Here is a 17,467-nt window from a genome sequence, read left to right as displayed (position 1 = left end):
CTCTTGCAGAACTACCGTTAAGATATATCTTAGAGCTATCGAAGACACTGCAAGGATATAATTATGCATAAGGCACACAAATGGCGCAGGATGCGCCGAATGGGCGGTTGGCCCTTCGTGGCGGCGATGATGGCGGACGCCGATTGCCGCGACGGCTATGGCGCTTCCGCGAAATTCGGCGGTCCCGGCTGGACGTTCGATTTCGGCCAACGCGGGGGTGGCCGTCGCCGCCGCCGTATGTTCGGGTCGGGCGAGCTGCGGCTCGTCCTGCTCAAGCTGCTCGCCGACGAGCCGCGCCATGGCTACGAATTGATCAAGGCGATCGAGGAACTGACCGAAGGCTCCTATGCGCCGAGCCCCGGGACGATCTATCCCACGCTCGCGCTGCTCGAGGATGAAGGCGCGATCGCGCAGGCTGCGGGCGACGAGACGCGCAAGGCCTATGAAGCCACCGCCGCCGGCCGGACCGAGCTGGAGGAGCGCGCCGATGAGGTCGCGGCGCTGTTCGAACGCCTGTCGGGCCATGGCGAGCATCGCCGCGCCTATGCCACGCCGGAAATGTTCCGCGCGGTCGGCAATCTCGCCAATGTGCTCAAGAACCGCGCCCGCTCGGGCAAGCTCGATGAGGAGACGGTGCAGGAAATCGTCGATCTGGTCGACGATCTGGCGAAGAAGATCGAACGGCTCTGACCCCGACCCATTTGGTGATCCGCGGGAGAAGCGTTAGGCTTCGCTCGCGGGTCTCATTTGGGGAGAGAGTTCGATGGAACAGGCAATCAAAACGCCGTGGCATTTGTGGGTCGTCGGCATCGCGACGCTGCTGTTCAATGCGATCGGCTGCTACAGCTATACGATGACGCAAACGGGAAGTCTGGCCGATCTGGGCATGACCCCCGACCAGATCGCCTATTTCGATGGCTTCCCGGTCTGGGCCGATGCGGCATGGGCGCTGGGAGTATGGGGCGCCTTCACCGGCTCGGTCCTGTTGCTGCTGCGCCGCAAATTGGCCTTGGCCGCCTTCGTCGTGGCGACCATCGGGCTGATCGCCACCACCTATTTCGAACTGGTCGTGTCCCAAATCCCCGACAGCCTCCAGAACCCCGGGCTGATGGCGGCGATCTGGATCTCGACGCTGTTCTCGCTGTGGTATTCGCGCTGGATGGGCGCGGCTGGCGTGCTGCGCTGAGGGCCTAGCGCGCGGCCGTGCGCGCTTCGAGCAGGCGCAGATAGGTATCGACCACGGCCTGGTTGATGACATCCCAGGAATAGGCGCGCGCCGCCCGCTCGCCATTAGCGCCGTGGGCGAGCCGCAGCGCGTCATCCAGACAATAAGGCGCCAGCGCATCGGCGCAGGCCGGGGCGAACACTTCGGGCCGGCCCGGCGCGACAAGCCGCCCGGTCTCGCCTTCCTTGACCAGGCTCGCGGCGCCGGTCGCGCCCGCGGCCACCACCGGCAGCCCGCAGGCCATCGCCTCCAGCGTGACATTGCCGAAGGTTTCGGTGATCGACGGGTTGAAGAAGATGTCGCCGCTGGCGAGCGCCCGGCCAAGTTCCTTGCCGGTCTTGAACCCGGCGAAGATGCCGCCCGGCAGCGCCTTTTCGAACCAGCCGCGCGCCGGGCCGTCACCGATGACCAGCACCTTGTGCGGCACCTGCCGCTTGCGCAATTGCACGATGGTCTCGGCGAAGACGTCGAGGCCCTTCTCCATCACCAGCCGGCCGAGGAAGACGATCGCCACATCGTCATCGGCAAGACCGTGCGCACGGCGCCATTCGAGATCGCGCTTGGATGGATCGAACACTGTCCGATCGACCCCGCGTGACCAGATCGAGATGTCGTCATGCATCTCCTGCGCCTTCAATTCGGTGATCTGGCTCTGCGAGGGCGCGACCAGCGCATCGCAGCGACGATAAAAGCGGCGCAGGATACCCTCGACCGCGGGCTCGAGGAAGCCGAGCCCATAATAGCGCGGGTAGGTCTCGAACCGGGTGTGGACCGATGCCAGCACCGGCAGATCGCGCTCGCGCGCCCATTTGAGCGCGCCATGCGCCACCGGATCGGGCGAGGACAGATGCAGCATATTGGGCGCGAATTCCGCCAGGTCCGCGCGCACCTTGGCGTCGATCCGCAGGGGCAGGCGATATTCGCCGCGGCCCTTCACCGGCATGCGGGCATTGGGCACATCGACGAGATCGCCCGTCGGCGGGAAGTCGGGCTCGGCCACCACCGGGGCATAGACCCGCAGTGCAGCGCCCTGGCGCAGCAGATAGTCCGCCAGCCGGTTGAGCGCTTGGTTGGCCCCGTCGCGGGTATAATTGTAGTTCCCGCTGAAAAGCGCGATGCGGAGATCGGTCACATCCATTGCGCGCGGCTTTAGGGAAGTTGTCCGATGCCGTCCATCCGCCGCATGGGCCGGGCGTACGATACTGGAAAGACGCGCAAAACGCGCCGCCGAGCTAGCCGGTCGGGCGAGGGCGCCGGTCGTGTCGCAAAGGCGCTTCACCGATGCATAGCTATTTCGCATTGACTTGCTGCGGCGCAACATTAGTGCGGGCGGCGGGCCACGCGGTCCCAACGCCGCGCGAGCTCTCTGCAAGGAGAGAATACATGACTGCCGAACCTACGCTCAAACCCGAGCGCCCCTTCTTTTCGTCCGGACCGACCGCCAAGCACAAGGGCTGGTCTGCCGCCAATCTCAAAACCGAATCGCTCGGCCGCTCGCATCGCAGCGCGCTCGGCAAGTCGCGGCTGAAACATGCCATCGACCTGTCGAAGGAAATGCTCGGCGTACCCGAGGATTACCTCGTCGGCATCATGCCGGCATCGGACACCGGCGCGCTCGAATGCGCGATGTGGACCATGCTACGCCCCGATCGCCCGGCGACCGTCGCGGCATGGGAAAGCTTCGGCAATGTCTGGATCCAGGATGCGGTCAAGCAGCTCAAGCTGCCGCAGCTGACAGTGATGGACGCCGATTACGGCGAGATTCCCGATCTTGCGAGCATCCCGCAGGACAATGACGTCGTCTTCACCTGGAACGGCACCACTTCGGGCGCCAAGATCCCGGACACCGACTGGCTGGCGCCGGGCCGCGAAGGCGTGACGATCAACGATGCCACCAGCGCCGTCTTCGCGATGGAGATGGACTGGGCCAAGCTCGATGCCACGACCTACAGCTGGCAGAAGGTGATGGGCAGCGAAGCGCAGCACGGCATGCTCATCCTCAGCCCCAAGGCGGTGCAGCGGATCGAGGAATACGACCCCGAATGGCCGCTGCCCAAGCTTTTCCGCCTCAAGAAGGGCGGCAAGATCAACACCGGCATTTTCGAAGGCGCGACGATCAACACGCCGTCGCTGCTGGCGACCGAGGACTATATCGACGCGCTCGAATGGGCGCAGGCGATGGGCGGGCGCAAGGCGATGTTCGAACGCGCCGATGCCAATGCCAAGATCGTGCTCGACTGGATCGAGACGACCCCCTGGCTGCGCAACATGGTCGCCGACCCGGCCAAGCGCACCAATACCGGCGTGTGCTTCGTCTTCCAGGGCGAGTGGTACGACAGCCTGCCTGATGACGAGAAGGCGGCGGTGCCGAAGAAGATCGTCAAGCTGCTCGAGGAACGCGATGTCGGTTACGACTTCAACGGCTATCGCGATGCCCCCCCGAGCCTGCGCATCTGGTGCGGCGGCACGGTCGAGCAGGAAGACCTCAAGCGTCTCCTGCCGTGGATCGAGTGGGCCTACGAGCAGGTGAAAGCGGCATAATTGGCGTCGTCCCAGCGAAAGCTGGGACCGCTATCCGCTCGCTCCGATCAAATCGAAAGCGATCCCAGATTTCGCTGGGATGACGAGAGAAAAATCATGACCAAACCCAAAGTCCTCATCTCCGACAAGATGGACCCGAACGCCGCGCGCATTTTCGAAGAGCGCGGCTGCGATGTCGACGTGAAGCCGGGCATGACGCCCGATGAACTCAAGGCGGTGATCGGCCAGTACGATGGTCTCGCCATCCGCAGCGCGACCAAGGTCACGCCCGAGATTCTCGATGCTGCGACCAATCTCAAGGTGATCGGCCGTGCGGGCATCGGCGTCGACAATGTCGATATCCCCTACGCCAGCGGCAAGGGCGTGGTGGTGATGAACACCCCCTTCGGCAATTCGATCACCACCGCCGAACACGCCATCGCGATGATGTTCGCGCTGGCACGGCAGATCCCCGCCGCCAATGTCCGCACGCAGGCGGGCGAATGGCCCAAGAACGACTTCATGGGTGTCGAGGTGACCGGCAAGACGCTCGGTCTGATCGGCGCGGGCAATATCGGCAGCATCGTCGCCAGCCGCGCGCTGGGCCTGCGCATGAAGGTCGTCGCCTACGATCCCTTCCTGACCGAGGAACGCGCGGTCGAAATCGGGGTCGAGAAAGCCGATCTCGACACGCTGCTGGCCAAGGCCGATTTCATCACGCTGCACACGCCGCTGACCGACGAGACGCGCAATATCCTGTCGGCGGAAAACCTCGCCAAGGCCAAGAAGGGCGTGCGGATCGTCAACTGTGCGCGCGGTGGCCTGATCGACGAGGCGGCGCTGGCCGATGCGCTCGACAGCGGGCAGGTTGCCGGGGCCGCGCTCGACGTGTTCCAGAGTGAACCGGCCAAGGACAGCCCGCTGTTCGGCAAGCCCAACTTCGTGTGCACGCCGCACCTCGGTGCCAGCACTACCGAAGCGCAGGTCAATGTCGCGCTGCAGGTGGCCGAACAGATGGCCGACTATCTCGTCAATGGCGGCGTCACCAATGCGCTCAACATGCCCAGCCTCAGCGCCGAGGAGGCACCCAAGCTGCGCCCCTATATGGGTCTGGCCGAGGACCTCGGTAGCCTCTTGGGCCAGCTGGCGCATGGCAATCTGACCAAGATCTCGATCGAGCGCGAAGGCGCGGCGGCCGAACTGTCGGGCAAGCCGATCGAAGGCGCGGTGCTGGCCGGGCTGATGCGCCAGTATTCGGACACGGTGAACATGGTCAACGCGCCCTATCTGGCGAAGGAACGCGGGCTCGACATCCGCTCGATCCGACACGAGAAGGAAGGCGTCTACAACACGCTGATTCGCGTGACGGTGGGTACCGACCAGGGCGACCGGTCGGTGGCGGGTACGCTGTTCGGGGCCGATGCCCCGCGGCTGGTCGAGCTGTTCGGCGTGCGGATCGAGGCCGAACTCGACGGCCACATGCTCTATATCGTCAACGAAGACGCGCCCGGTTTCATCGGCCGGATCGGTTCGTTGCTGGGCGAGGCAGGTATCAATATCGGCACCTTCCACCTTGGTCGCCGCCAGGCCGGGGGCGAAGCCACCGTGCTGCTCAGCGTCGATGCGCCGATCCCGCCCGAAGTGGTCGAGCAGGCCTGCGCGCTCGAAGGCGTCAAGGTCGTGATGCCACTGGCATTCTGACAAACGATAGGGCAGGGGGCGCGTCATCATGACTACCCAAGACGACCTCCTGCCCGTCGGCCTCGAAGACGCGCTGCCGGCGCGCGCCCGCGCGATCACCACTGCCAAGCGCGCGATGCTCGATGCGATGGACAGCCATGGCTACGACCGCGTGCGTCCGCCGTTGGTCGAATTCGAACACTCGCTGGCAGGCCGGATGGATGGTGTCGCGACGCGCCGCATGGTGCGCTTCACTGACCCCGAAAGCCTGCGCACGCTGGCGCTACGCAGCGACATGACCGTTCAGGTCGGGCGCATTGCCGCCACCGGCATGGCGTCCGCGCCGCGTCCGCTGCGCCTGTGCTATGCGGGCGATATCGCGCTGCTGAGCGCGGACCAGCTCGACCCGGCACGCCAGCGGCTGCAAGTGGGGGCCGAACTGATCGGCACCGACAGTGTTGCCGCTGCCAGCGAAATGGTCTCGGTCGCGATCGCGGCGCTCAAGGCGGCAGGGGTGGCCAACATCTCGGTCGATTTCACCCTGCCCGACCTGGTCGATACGCTGGCCGAAGACACGCTGCCGCTCGATGCCGAACGCCGCGCCGCGGTTCGCCGCGAGCTCGATACCAAGGATGCTGGCGGTCTGCGCGACGCAGGCGGCGAGGCCTACCTCCCGCTGCTCTATGCCACCGGCCCGTTCGACCAGGCGATCGACACGCTGGCGGAGATAGATGTGGACGGCGCGCTGGGCAGCCGGATCACGGGCTTGCGCGAAATTGCCGCGACCATCGGCGACCGTGCGCGGGTCACGCTCGACCCGACCGAGCGGCACGGGTTCGAATACCAGAGCTGGTTCGGCTTCACACTCTATGGCGAGGGCGCGCGCGGCGCACTGGGGCGTGGGGGGACCTATACGATCAAGGGCAGCGACGAACCCGCGACCGGTTTCTCGCTCTATATGGATCCGCTGCTCGATGCCTTGGGCGGACCCGAGGCCGATGAGCGCGAGATCCTGTTCCTGCCGCTGGGCCACGACCGCGATGTCGGCGCACGCCTGCGGGCGATCGGCTGGCGGACCGTGGCAGCGGTGTCGGACAGCGATGATGCGCGCGCGCTCGGCTGCTCGCATGTGCTCGACGGGACCGAGCCCAAACCGCTCTAGGCCGCCACCCATTGCGGGTGCTTGGCCATGATCCCGGCGAAGAGGTGGGAATCGATCAGGCCTGCGAGCCAGGTCTGAAGGTGCGGCAGCGCCTGACCATCGAACCATTCACGATCCGCATTGGCGAACTGGCGGATGAACGGAAAGATCGCAACGTCGGCGAAGCCGCGCGTCTCGCCCCGCAGATAGGCTGACTGCGAAAGCCGCTCGTCCAGCCTGCGCAGGATGTCCAGCGCGGCGGCGCGATGCTGCGCCGGATCGACATCGTCGTACCGGGCGGCGTATTTGTAGCGGTCGAGATGGTGCTTGAAGGGCCCGTCATTGGTTTCGACCAACTCCGGATCGTCGCGCTCGAGCCAGCCTTCGGGATCGCTGCGCCCCAGCGCCCAGCGCATGATGTCGCGGCTTTCCTCGATCACCTCGCCCGGTCCGGCAACCAGCACCGGCACCGTGCCCTTGGGCGACACCTCGAGCATTTCCGCCGGCTTGTCGCGCAGGACGACCTCGCGGTGTTCGTAGGACGCACCGCCGATCCGCAGCGCCATGCGCGCACGCATCGCATAGGGACAGCGGCGGAAGCTGTAGAGGACCGGTTCAGCCATCGCGCTCTGCTTCGCCGCGCCGCCCGATGTGTTCCTCGCCGCGTTCGCGTGCGAGCCGCGCCTGCCGGTTGCGCTCGGCATAACGGGCGCGCTGCTCGTCGCTGCGCTCGTCATGGCAGCGCGGGCAGGACACGCCTTCGCTGAAATGGGCGTGCGCCATGTCGGCTTCGCTCAGCGGCCTGCGACAGGCGCGGCACAGGCCGTGGGTGCCCGCCGCCAGCCCGTGCCCCACGCTGACCCGTTCGTCGAAGACGAAGCATTCGCCGCGCCACAGGCTGTCCTGCTCGGGCACCTGTTCGAGATAATTGAGGATGCCGCCCTTGAGGTGATAGACCTCGTCCACCCCCTCGGCGCGCGCGAAGGCGGTCGATTTCTCGCAGCGGATCCCGCCGGTGCAGAACATCGCGATCCTGGGTTTGTGCCCCTCCGCCTCCAGTTCGGCGCGCTTGGCGCGAAACCACTCGGGAAATTCGCCGAAGCTGGTGGTTTGCGGGTCGATCGCGCCTGCAAAGGTGCCGATCTGCACCTCGTAATCGTTGCGCGTGTCGATCACGATCGTGTCCGGATCCGAAATCAGCGCGTTCCAGTCCTCGGGCGCGACATAAGTGCCGACCCCGGCCAGCGGATCGAGATCGGGCTGGCCCATGGTCACGATCTCTTTCTTCAGCCGCACCTTGGTGCGGTGGAAGGGCATGATCGCAGCGCGCGATTCCTTGATCTCGATCTCGGCGCAGCCGGGCAGCGCGCGGATGTGGTCGAGCGCCGCTTCGACACCTTTATCGGTTCCGGCAATCGTACCGTTGATGCCTTCTTTCGCCAGCAGCAAAGTTCCGCGCACGGCATTCGCTTCGCATGCCGCAAGCAGCGGGGCGCGAAGTGCGCGCGGATCGTCGAAACGCGCAAACTGGTACAGCGCGGCAATGCGGATGGGGTCGTCGGTCATGGTCACGGGTGCGCCATTAGCAGCCTTGCCGCCATGGCGCACCCCGCCGATATTACCCTTCGAAATCGCCCGGATCGGGCCCGATCCGGCCTTCGGGATCGTCAAGCGCGTCGGTGCGCGCCATCTGGTCGTCCGTGAGGGTGAACTTGAGCGCAGCGAAATTGGCTTCGATGTGGTCGCGGCTCGATGCCTTGGGGATCGGGCACAGGCCATGCTGCATGTGCCAGCGCAGGATCACGGCGCTGGGGGGCTGGCCGGCTTCCTCGGCGATCGCGGCGATGGTCTCGTTCTCGATCCCCGCGCCCTGGCCCAGCGGCGACCAGCACTGCGTGATGATGCCCAGTTCGTCATGCAGCTTGCGCAGTTCGCGCTGCTGGAAGGTGGGGTGCAGTTCGATCTGGTTGAGCGCGGGCGTGACGCCGGTTTCGTCGATGATGCGGCGCAGGTCCTGCTCGCGGAAGTTCGATACGCCGATCGACTTCGCCTTGCCTTCGTCGCGCAGTTCGATGAACGCTTTCCACGTCTCCACGAACAGGTCCTTTTCGGGGCAGGGCCAGTGGATCAGCAGCATGTCGACATGGTCGCGGCCGAGTCGTTCGAGGCATTTGTCGGCAGCCTTCTTGGTCCGCTCGAAGCCCTGGCTTTCGTTCCAGATCTTGGTCTGCAGGAAGATGTCGGACCAGTCGCCGACGCCTTTGCCGACCCCGCGTTCATTCTGGTAGATGGCGGCTGTGTCGACCAGCCAGTAGCCGACATCTATAGCGGTCTTCACCGCTTCGGGTGCATCGTCCTCGTCGATCTTGTAGGTGCCGAAGCCCAGTTGCGGGAGTTGGCGGCCGTCATTGAGCGCGAGAGTGGGATAATCGGTCATAAGATCTCCTTTGCCGTACCAACGGATTTGCGCCGCCATGTTTCCGGCAAAGCGCCTTGCCCCGTGCCTTAGATCAGCCTAACGCCCGCGGCGTTTGATTTCCTTACATTTGCGAGAACTATCGAATGGCCAACGTCACCGTGATCGGCGCCCAATGGGGCGATGAGGGCAAGGGCAAGATCGTCGACTGGCTGGCCAGCCGCGCCGATGCCGTGGTGCGCTTCCAGGGCGGGCACAATGCCGGCCACACGCTGGTCATCGACGGGACCACCTACAAGCTCTCGCTGCTGCCCAGCGGCATCGTATCGGGCACGCTCAGCGTGATCGGCAATGGCGTGGTGCTCGACCCCTGGGCGCTCAAGGCCGAGATCGAGAAGCTCGAAGCGCAGGGCGTTACCATCAATGACGACAACCTCGCCGTGGCGGACAATTGCCCGCTGATCCTGCCGATCCACCGCGATCTCGACGGGCTGCGCGAAGCGGCCGCCGGATCGGGCAAGATCGGCACCACCGGGCGCGGTATCGGTCCGGCTTACGAGGACAAGGTCGGCCGCCGCGCAATCCGCGTGTGCGACCTCGCGCATCTCGACCATCTCGAACCCCAGCTCGACCGCCTGTGCGCGCATCACGACGCGCTGCGCGCGGGGTTCGAGCAGGAGCCGGTCGACCGCGAGCAATTGCTCGCCGAACTGCGCGAGATCGCGCCCTTCGTGCTCAAATATGCGCAGCCGGTGTGGAAACGGCTGAAGAAGGTTCGCAAGGCCGGCGCCAAGATCTTGTTCGAAGGCGCGCAGGGCGTCCTGCTCGACATCGACCACGGCACCTATCCCTTCGTCACCAGCTCGAACACGGTCAGCGGCACGGCTGCGGCGGGCAGCGGGCTGGGCCCCAATGCCACCGGCTTCGTGCTCGGCATCGTCAAGGCCTACACCACCCGCGTCGGCAGCGGCCCGTTCCCGACCGAGCTCGACGACGAGGTGGGCAAGGGCATTGGCGAGCGCGGCCATGAATTCGGTACCGTCACCGGGCGCCAGCGCCGCGTCGGCTGGTTCGATGCCGTGCTGGTGCGCCAGACCTGCGCGATCAGCGGCGTGACCGGGATCGCGCTGACCAAAATCGACGTGCTCGACGGGCTCGACGAAGTGAAGATCTGCACCGGCTACCGGTTGCGGAACAATGTCTATGACTACTTCCCCAGCCATGCCGCCGACCAGGCCGCGGTCGAGCCGATCTACGAAAGCATGGAAGGCTGGCACGAATCGACCGCAGGCGCGCGCAGCTATGCCGATCTGCCCGCCAATGCGGTGAAGTATATCCAGCGCGTGCAGGAGCTGATCGAAACGCCGGTGGCGCTGGTATCGACCAGCCCCGAGCGCGACGATACGATCCTGATGCGCGATCCGTTTATGGATTGATGAGAAATCCGCGCTATGGTGGCGGCACCATGCGCGTTCTCGCCGTCTTCCTCGCCGCCCTGTTTTGCGCCGCTGTGCTGCCGGTGCCGACAGTGCAGGCGCAGCAGGCGCGGCCGGGTGAGCGGGCCGATTTCGTCCTGATCGACAAGTCCGAGCGCAAGCTGTGGGTCTATCAGGGCGGGCGGGCGATCCGCACCTATTCGGGCCTGCAATATGGCGATGCGCCGCAGGGCCACAAACGCTTCCAGGGCGACGAACGCACGCCCGAGGGGCGGTATACGATCACCTATGGCAATGAGCAGTCGAGCTATTACCTCAGCCTGCACATCGATTATCCCAATGCGCAGGACCGCGCCTATGCGCGATCGCGCGGGCGGTCGCCGGGCGGGCTGATCTTCCTCCACGGCCAGCCCAACGGCCTGCCCTATGAAACGCGGATACCGGGGGACTGGACCGACGGCTGCATCGCGCTGTCGAATGCCGAGATCGCCGAGCTGTGGAGTCTGATCCCCGATGGCACGCCGATCGAGATCCGCCCCTAGCCGCGCTTGTCAGCGAGCAGCGCGACCTGCAGCTGGAGCCGCTTCACTTCCGCCAGCAGCGTCAGCATGTTCATCCGCGCGAACATCCATTCCTTGAGGAAGCCCTGCATTACCAGCAGCGCGATACAGGTGAGGCCCCAGCCGACCAGTTCCTCCATGCTGGCGAAGGTCAGCGCGCGGTAGAAGGAATAGGCGAGTGCCACGCCGATCACGATCGCAATGGCAAAGCTGAGCTTGGCCCAGCCGCCGAGCGGACCGCGCATGCTGTCGCCGATCTGCTGGAACATTCCGCGGTCGGGATCGAGCGTGGCGAGGAAAGCCTCGTCATCCGCGTCGAGCGCACCGCGGATACGGGTGTCGATATCGGTCATGTTTCGTCTCCGGACAGGGCCGCCTTCAATTTGCGGCGGGCATGAAAAAGGCGCGTCTTGGCGGTGCCCGGCGGCACCTCCTGCACCTCGGCGATTTCGGCGAGGGTCAGCCCCTCGACGAAGAACAATTGCGCGGCGAGCCGCTGGTCCCCCGGCAGCGCGGCGAAAGCCTGGCGAATGGCCAGCGCGTCGCCCGCCGCAGCGGGAAGCGCGGGCTCGTCCTCGCTTTCTCCCCGTCGCGTGCGGTCCGCCTGCGCCTGTCGGATCCGGTCGGCGCAGCGCCGGCGCAGGATGCCAAAGGCCCAGGGCGCGAAGCGTGACGGGTCGCGCAGGCCTGCGATATTGCGCAGGATCGACAGCCATGTCTCCTGTACCGCGACCAGCGCCGCCTCGTCATCGCCCAGCAACCGGCGCGCGGTTCTTGCCAGACGCGGCTGCCAGCGGATCGCCAGCCGTTCACCCGCGCGCCGGTCGCCCGTCTGCACCAGCGTGACGAGCAATTCGTCATACAGCCGTCCGGCAGCGGGCGATGAGGCTTCGATAACTGCCATGACCCGATAGTCGCAGCAGGGTGGGGAATGGTTCAATCGCGAACGGGAATTTTGCCCGCCTTCTTGACGTGATCCAGTTTTGTTCTCATCCTGTTCCTGTATTCGAGCAAAGGGAGGGCGAGTCGATGGAGTCGGATTTCCAATATGAACCGGTGCGCGATGCCGCCGGGTGCCAACTGGCGGTGACCGTGCTCGCCGACCGCGCGCATATCCGCGCCGAAATGCGCGAGGATGCCGCCGCGGCGGGGTTCCGGATACGCGAATGCTACAGTCTTGAGGAATATGCGCAGGGGCCGCTCGGTGCGCTGGGCGATCTCGTGCTGGTCGATTGCGCGGAAGCGAGCGCGGATGTGCTGGCGCTGCTGTCGCGGCTGGACATGCGTGGGGGCAAGGCGGGCGCGCAGCTTGTGGTCTCCACCACCATGGGCGCGCTCGACAGCGTGTTCGGCTGTTTCTCGATGTCGGCACCGCAGATCCTCGTCGATCCGGGCCGTGCCGAACGCATCATCGCCATCGGACGCGTGCTCGCGCGGGTGCCCAATCTGCGCTTGCGCGAAATGGGCGAGGAAGACCGGCTGATGCTGCTCCGCCTGACCGAGCAGGTCGGGCAGATTGCCGAACGGCTCGAGCAATTGTCCCCCGGCCAGCGCGAAGGCGGCGGCGCGTTCCGCTTCGAATCGCCCGCACCTGCGTGGCGCGGTGAAGGGGAGGACTATGAAGCCGTGCGAGACGGGAGCGATCGCCCGCGTCTTCCCGAGGCGGCGGTTCTGCGCAAGCTGATCAAGGCGCGCCAGCTGCGCATGCGCTTTCTAGACGCTCAGCTGTTTGCCGATCCGGCGTGGGATATCCTGCTCGATCTCGCCGCCGCGCGGGCCGAGCGGCAGCAGGTCTGCGTCACCTCGCTATGTATCGCCGCGGGCGTTCCTGCGACCACCGCCCTGCGCTGGATCGGGCAGATGGTCGATGCCGATCTGCTGGTGCGGGTATCCGATCCGCATGACCGCCGCCGCGCCTATATCGCGCTGGCGGACAGCACCGCCGATGCGCTGGCGCGCTATTTCGCGGCAGTCGGCGCGACCGAACTCGCGGTCGTCTAGCCGCGCCGCAGCAGGACTGTCAGCCCGCTCGCGGGAGGCTCTGCGGGAAGCGGCTGGCGCACGGCATCCGCGCGCGCACGGACCAGTACCGCTTCGGCAATCGCGGGATCGTGCAGCACCGTATCCGCCTGGCCCAGCGCGCGAGCCTGCCGGATGGTCAGATCTTCGGGGTCGTCGCTGGTGAGCGTGAAGTCGAGCACGCAGGTCTCTTCGATGGCTGTCTTGCCCTGAAGCCATGTCTCGACTGCGTCCGCGCTGCCGGGTGCGAAGGGATCGAGCGCGCCGCCTTCCTGCAGCGCCGCGTCGATCGCGCGCCGCCTTGTGTCGCCATCGGGATACCGTCCGCGAATGCGCTCGCGCGCCGCGCTCAGCGTGCTGGCCAGCGCACCCAGCGATTGCGGCAGGATCGCTTCGAGCCGCAGCCGCAGATGTTTCGCCAGTCCGGCGGAGGCACCGCCCGTGCTCACCGCCACCAGCACCGGATCGCGGTCGAGCAGGCTGGGCAGGGTGAAATCGCACAATTCGGGCCGGTCGGCGACATTGACCAATAGGCCCGCGCGCTTGAGCCGCATTGCTGTGGCCTCGGCCGCGCGGGGGTTGTCCAGCGCCACGAAAGCCAGCGCGGCGTGATGCGCTTCGGTTTCGGCGCAGGGTATTCCGCCCGCGCGTTCGACCAGCCGCGCCTTGGCGCCCGCCATGTCGCCATCGCCGACCACAACGACCCGCCGCCCGGCGATCCGGTGGAACAACGGCAGGCTATGCATCGCGGTATCGCATCAGTCGAGCCATTCGGGCACGCGTTCGGCATCCATGATCGCGCTGGCGGCGATGCGGTCGGCCACCACGGCATAGCGATCGCCATCGACCAGCGTTTCGGCCACGAAGCCGCGCGAATTGTAGGACGAGGCCATCGTCGCGCCATAGGCCCCGGCCGTGCGGAACACCGCCAGATCGCCCGCCACCAGCGCATCGCAATCGCGGTCCATCGCAAATGTATCGCCGGTTTCGCAGATCGGCCCGACGATATGCGCGGTCATCCGCTCGCCGCTCGGCTCGACCGCGTCGAAATCGTGCCAGGCGCCATACATGGCAGGCCGCGCGAGATCGTTCATCGCCGCATCGACGACCACGAAGGGCGGGCCGTTGCCGCTGCGCTTGGCGCGGATCACGCGGGTCAGCAGTACGCCCGCATTGCCCGCGATCACGCGGCCCGGCTCGAACATCAGGCGCACGTCCCAATCCTTCGTGACGCGCGCGACCATGGCGCCATATTCGGCCGGGGAGGGCAGTTCTTCGCCCGCCTTGTATGGCACACCCAGCCCGCCGCCGAGATCGGCATGGGTGACGGTGCAGCCGCGCGCGCGCAATTCGGCGATCAGTGCCCCGACCTTGCCGAAGGCGGTCTCGAGCGGCTCGAGCGTCGACAGCTGGCTGCCGATATGCACCGCCACGCCGCGCATATCGAGGCCGTCTTCCTCGGCCAGCCGGGCATAGATCTCCGCCGCCCGGTCGAGCGGTACGCCGAACTTGTTCTCGCGCTTGCCGGTCGAGATTTTCTCATGCGTGCGCGCATCGACATCGGGATTGACGCGCAGCGCGCAGGCGGCGCGCTTGCCGTGCCGTGCGGCGATGGCCGCCAGCTCATAGCCCTCTTCCTCGCTCTCGATGTTGAACTGGCCGATGCCCGCCTCGAGCCCCTGCAGCAGCTCGGCATGGGTCTTGCCCACGCCCGAGAAGACGATGTCCTCGGGCTTCATCCCCGCGGCCAGCGCGCGGGTCAGCTCGCCGCCCGACACCACGTCGGCGCCGTAGCCTTCATTGGCGAGTATCTTGAGCACCGCGAGGTTGGGATTGGATTTCACTGCGAAGGCGATATGCGGGTCCTTGAGCGCGCCCAGCGCCTCGCGGAACACGCGCGCATGCCGTTCCAGCGTGGCACGCGAATAGATATAGACCGGCGTCCCGACCTCTTCGGCAATGTGTGGCAGTGGCACGCCCTCGGCATGCAATACGCCGTCTCTCAGCTCAAAATGATCCATGGGCACCGCCTCTGCCCAAAGGCCCGCAGCATGTCGAGCAAGGCTTGCTTGCGGCGTTGAAATTACTCGGGCGGAAGCTCGAAGGGGTCATCCTCGCGCTCTTCCGAACGCGTGCGCAGTTCCACGCTGCGGTCGGGTGCCGCGGTGGGTTCGACCGCGAGCAATTCGTCCGCCGTCGGCTGCACCGCCGCGCCATAGGGCGCAGGCGGCAGGGCGGCCCCCTCGACCGGCTGCAGCGCGGATTTCTGCCCGCAGGCGCCGAGCATCACGAAAGCGGCAAGGGCGATCCGTTTGCGCATCAAACCTCCATGCCGAGACGCTGTTTCGCCGCGGCTACCTGCTGCCTTACGCGAACCGGCGCGGTCCCGCCATAGGATGCGCGCGCAGCGACCGAGGCATCGACCGACAGCGCATCGAACACGCGCGCATCGATACGGCTGTCGATTTTCTGCAGATCGCCAATCGACAAGCCGTCGAGCGCGACGCCCTGCTCGTCCGCCAGCTTGACCGCGGCGCCGGTGATATGGTGCGCCTCGCGGAAGGGGATATCCGCCTGCCGCACCAGCCAGTCGGCCAGATCGGTCGCGGTGGCGTGGCCGGCTTCGGCGGCCTTGCGCATGCGCGCGGTCTCGAACCCGCTATCGGCGACCATGCCCGCCATCGCGGCGAGGCTCAGATCGATCAGTCCCGCGGCCTCGAACACCGGCGGCTTGTCGTCCTGCATGTCCTTCGAATAGGCGAGCGGCAGGCCTTTCATCGTCACCATCAGCGCGGTGGCGCAGCCGATCACGCGGCCGGCATGCCCGCGCACCAGTTCGGCGGCATCGGGATTGCGCTTTTGCGGCATGATCGAACTGCCGGTCGACAGCGTATCGGGCAGCTTGACGAAGCCGAAGGGCTGGCTGGCCCAGATGATGAACTCCTCCGCCAGCCGGCTGAGGTGGAGCGCGCACTGGCTCGCGGCCATGAGGTAATCGAGCGCGAAATCCCGGTCCGACACGGCATCGAGGCTGTTGCGCGTGGGCTGCGCGAAGCCGAGCGCCTCGGCGGTCATGTCACGGTCGAGATCGAAGCCGGTCCCCGCCAGTGCAGCCGAGCCCAGCGGGCATTCGTCCATCCGCGCTAGCGCGTCGGCAAAGCGCGAGCGGTCGCGCATCAGCATTTCGAAATAGGCCAGCAAATGGTGGCCCAGCGTGACCGGCTGCGCGGTCTGCAGATGCGTGAAGCCGGGCATGATGGTGTGGGCATGCTCCTCTGCGCGCGCGATCAGTGCGCCCAGCACCGCTTCGATCCCGGCGATGGCGCGCTGGTTGGCGGTGCGCACCCACATGCGAAAATCGGTCGCCACCTGGTCGTTGCGGCTGCGCGCGGTGTGCAGCCGCCCGGCGACCGCGCCGACGATCTCGGTCAGCCGCGCTTCGACGGTCATGTGGATGTCTTCGAGATCCCAGTCCTCGGGGACGCCATCGCGTTCGTATTCCCCGGCGATCTGCTGCAGCCCGCTGTCGATCGTTGCGGCATCTTCAGGCGAGACGATGCCCTGCTTGGCCAGCATCGCGACATGCGCGCGGCTGCCCGCGATATCCTCGCGCCACAGCGCCTTGTCGAACGGAATCGAGGCGTTGATTTCGCGCATGATCGCGCTAGGCCCTTCGGCGAACCTGCCGCCCCACATGCTGTTGGAGCTTTTCGTGTCCCGATTGTCGTTCACGCTTGCACTTGTCCTCGGTCTTGCTGTCGCGGGCTGCGATAGGGGCGCACCCGGTGCGGTGCAAGAAAGCAGCGCTTCATCCGCGCCAACCGCCCAGATCGATTACACGCAGGCAGGTAGCGATATTCCCGACTTCCGGCTGGAGGATATCGAGGGCAGGGTCCTAAAGCGCAGCGCTTTGAATACGCCGACCCTCCTCAACCTGTGGGCCACCTGGTGCGCGCCCTGCGTGAAGGAAATGCCGCTACTGGACGCGCTGGCGGGCGAGTACGAGGGCCGGTTGAAGGTTCTCACCGTGAGCCAAGACATGCAGGGTGCTGAAAAGGTCGAGCCCTTTTTTGCGGCCAATACATTCGAGTGGCTCGAGCCGTGGATGGACCCCAAAAACGCACTCGGCTTCGAGATCGGCGGGGGCGTGATGCCGACGACCGTGCTCTACGATGCAGCGGGGGAGGAAGTCTGGCGCGTGCAGGGCGAGTACGACTGGTCGGACGAAGCAGCCCGCGCCGCCATCGACGCGGCGATCGCGGAATAATCGCCCATTCCCCAGCAGCCGCGAGTTCCGGGATGAAGATGGTGGGCGCTGACGGGCTCGAACCGCCGACCCTCTCGGTGTAAACGAGATGCTCTACCAACTGAGCTAAGCGCCCCCCTGTCCATCGGGGTGGATGCGCACATAGCGGCTGTTCCTTGAAAATCAATTGCCGAGAATGGCGCGTGGCCGCTATTCGCCCCGCC

General features: G+C 66.0%; 19 protein-coding genes and 1 tRNA gene. 9 read left to right on the top strand and 11 right to left on the bottom strand.

Annotated features, from left to right (window positions below):
• The first annotated feature begins 99 nt into the window (after positions 1–99).
• Both V6B15_RS09300 and V6B15_RS09295 read left to right on the top strand, forming a co-directional pair.
• Positions 100–690, top strand: a complete 591-nt coding sequence (locus V6B15_RS09300; protein WP_334200917.1) for a PadR family transcriptional regulator — start codon at positions 100–102, stop codon at positions 688–690.
• Positions 691–763: 73 nt separating this feature from the next.
• Positions 764–1,186 (top strand): hypothetical protein, encoded by a 423-nt coding sequence (locus V6B15_RS09295; RefSeq protein WP_334200916.1) that lies wholly within the window; start codon positions 764–766, stop codon positions 1,184–1,186.
• Positions 1,187–1,190: 4 nt separating this feature from the next.
• Here the strand turns inward: V6B15_RS09295 and V6B15_RS09290 are convergent, their stop codons facing one another.
• Positions 1,191–2,363, bottom strand: coding sequence for a glycosyltransferase family 4 protein (locus tag V6B15_RS09290; protein ID WP_334200915.1), 1,173 nt, complete (start codon positions 2,361–2,363; stop codon positions 1,191–1,193).
• Between the two features lie 245 nt (positions 2,364–2,608).
• Between V6B15_RS09290 and V6B15_RS09285 the strand changes: the two genes are divergently transcribed.
• From V6B15_RS09285 to V6B15_RS09275, 3 genes are all read left to right on the top strand, one after another.
• Positions 2,609–3,766: a phosphoserine transaminase gene (locus tag V6B15_RS09285; RefSeq protein WP_334200914.1), complete on the top strand. Its 1,158-nt coding sequence runs from the start codon at positions 2,609–2,611 to the stop codon at positions 3,764–3,766.
• Between the two features lie 96 nt (positions 3,767–3,862).
• Positions 3,863–5,446 carry a phosphoglycerate dehydrogenase gene (serA, locus tag V6B15_RS09280; RefSeq protein ID WP_334200913.1) on the top strand — a complete coding sequence of 528 codons (1,584 nt, stop codon included), beginning with the start codon at positions 3,863–3,865 and terminating at the stop codon, positions 5,444–5,446.
• Between the two features lie 28 nt (positions 5,447–5,474).
• The gene (locus tag V6B15_RS09275) at positions 5,475–6,587 is read left to right on the top strand and encodes an ATP phosphoribosyltransferase regulatory subunit (protein WP_334200912.1); all 1,113 of its coding nucleotides are present in this window, start codon (positions 5,475–5,477) and stop codon (positions 6,585–6,587) included.
• Here the strand turns inward: V6B15_RS09275 and V6B15_RS09270 are convergent.
• The 3 genes from V6B15_RS09270 to V6B15_RS09260 are packed head-to-tail and all read right to left on the bottom strand — an operon-like array spanning position 6,584 to position 9,003.
• On the bottom strand, positions 6,584–7,189 hold the full coding sequence (locus V6B15_RS09270; RefSeq protein WP_334200911.1) for a glutathione S-transferase: 606 nt from the start codon (positions 7,187–7,189) through the stop codon (positions 6,584–6,586). The two genes, V6B15_RS09275 and V6B15_RS09270, sit on opposite strands and share 4 nt — an antisense overlap.
• Positions 7,182–8,132, bottom strand: coding sequence for an oxygen-dependent tRNA uridine(34) hydroxylase TrhO (gene trhO, locus V6B15_RS09265; protein WP_334200910.1), 951 nt, complete (start codon positions 8,130–8,132; stop codon positions 7,182–7,184). Before trhO ends, V6B15_RS09270 begins: the two co-directional genes overlap by 8 nt.
• Positions 8,133–8,184: 52 nt before the next feature.
• Entirely contained in the window at positions 8,185–9,003 is an 819-nt protein-coding gene (locus V6B15_RS09260) for an aldo/keto reductase (protein WP_334200909.1), read from the bottom strand.
• Between the two features lie 125 nt (positions 9,004–9,128).
• On the opposite strand from V6B15_RS09260, the gene V6B15_RS09255 reads away from it, so the two are divergent.
• Together V6B15_RS09255 and V6B15_RS09250 are read left to right on the top strand one after the other, a co-directional pair.
• Positions 9,129–10,418, top strand: a complete 1,290-nt coding sequence (locus V6B15_RS09255; RefSeq protein WP_334200908.1) for an adenylosuccinate synthase — start codon at positions 9,129–9,131, stop codon at positions 10,416–10,418.
• A gap of 29 nt (positions 10,419–10,447) precedes the next feature.
• The gene (locus V6B15_RS09250) at positions 10,448–10,960 is read left to right on the top strand and encodes a L,D-transpeptidase family protein (RefSeq protein ID WP_334200907.1); all 513 of its coding nucleotides are present in this window, start codon (positions 10,448–10,450) and stop codon (positions 10,958–10,960) included.
• Here the strand turns inward: V6B15_RS09250 and V6B15_RS09245 are convergent.
• Complete coding sequence (locus V6B15_RS09245) at positions 10,957–11,331, bottom strand: DUF6768 family protein (protein WP_334200906.1); 375 nt, start codon at positions 11,329–11,331, stop codon at positions 10,957–10,959. The genes V6B15_RS09250 and V6B15_RS09245 overlap by 4 nt on opposite strands.
• Entirely contained in the window at positions 11,328–11,882 is a 555-nt protein-coding gene (locus V6B15_RS09240; RefSeq protein ID WP_334200905.1) for an RNA polymerase sigma factor, read from the bottom strand. Before V6B15_RS09240 ends, V6B15_RS09245 begins: the two co-directional genes overlap by 4 nt.
• 125 nt (positions 11,883–12,007) lie before the next feature.
• On the opposite strand from V6B15_RS09240, the gene V6B15_RS09235 reads away from it, so the two are divergent.
• On the top strand, positions 12,008–12,979 hold the full coding sequence (locus V6B15_RS09235) for a MarR family winged helix-turn-helix transcriptional regulator (RefSeq protein ID WP_334200904.1): 972 nt from the start codon (positions 12,008–12,010) through the stop codon (positions 12,977–12,979).
• Here the strand turns inward: V6B15_RS09235 and V6B15_RS09230 are convergent.
• The 4 genes from V6B15_RS09230 to argH form a co-directional block, all read right to left on the bottom strand.
• Positions 12,976–13,743: a precorrin-2 dehydrogenase/sirohydrochlorin ferrochelatase family protein gene (locus V6B15_RS09230; RefSeq protein ID WP_334200903.1), complete on the bottom strand. Its 768-nt coding sequence runs from the start codon at positions 13,741–13,743 to the stop codon at positions 12,976–12,978. The two genes, V6B15_RS09235 and V6B15_RS09230, sit on opposite strands and share 4 nt — an antisense overlap.
• Positions 13,744–13,755: 12 nt before the next feature.
• Positions 13,756–15,018: a diaminopimelate decarboxylase gene (lysA, locus tag V6B15_RS09225; RefSeq protein ID WP_334200902.1), complete on the bottom strand. Its 1,263-nt coding sequence runs from the start codon at positions 15,016–15,018 to the stop codon at positions 13,756–13,758.
• A gap of 62 nt (positions 15,019–15,080) precedes the next feature.
• Entirely contained in the window at positions 15,081–15,317 is a 237-nt protein-coding gene (locus V6B15_RS09220) for a hypothetical protein (RefSeq protein WP_320180678.1), read from the bottom strand.
• Complete coding sequence (gene argH, locus V6B15_RS09215; protein WP_334200901.1) at positions 15,317–16,654, bottom strand: argininosuccinate lyase; 1,338 nt, start codon at positions 16,652–16,654, stop codon at positions 15,317–15,319. Before argH ends, V6B15_RS09220 begins: the two co-directional genes overlap by 1 nt.
• On the opposite strand from argH, the gene V6B15_RS09210 reads away from it, so the two are divergent.
• Positions 16,620–17,264, top strand: coding sequence for a TlpA family protein disulfide reductase (locus V6B15_RS09210; protein WP_334200900.1), 645 nt, complete (start codon positions 16,620–16,622; stop codon positions 17,262–17,264). The two genes, argH and V6B15_RS09210, sit on opposite strands and share 35 nt — an antisense overlap.
• 39 nt (positions 17,265–17,303) lie before the next feature.
• Here V6B15_RS09210 and V6B15_RS09205 read toward each other — a convergent pair.
• Positions 17,304–17,379, bottom strand: a tRNA-Val gene (locus V6B15_RS09205).
• Between the last annotated feature and the right edge of the window lie 88 nt (positions 17,380–17,467).

It is taken from the genome of Qipengyuania sp. Mu-71, assembly GCF_036867055.1.
GTDB lineage: Bacteria > Pseudomonadota > Alphaproteobacteria > Sphingomonadales > Sphingomonadaceae > Qipengyuania > Qipengyuania profunda.
Note: the sequence above shows the minus strand (reverse complement) of the source record. Positions and strands in the feature narration are given on the sequence as shown.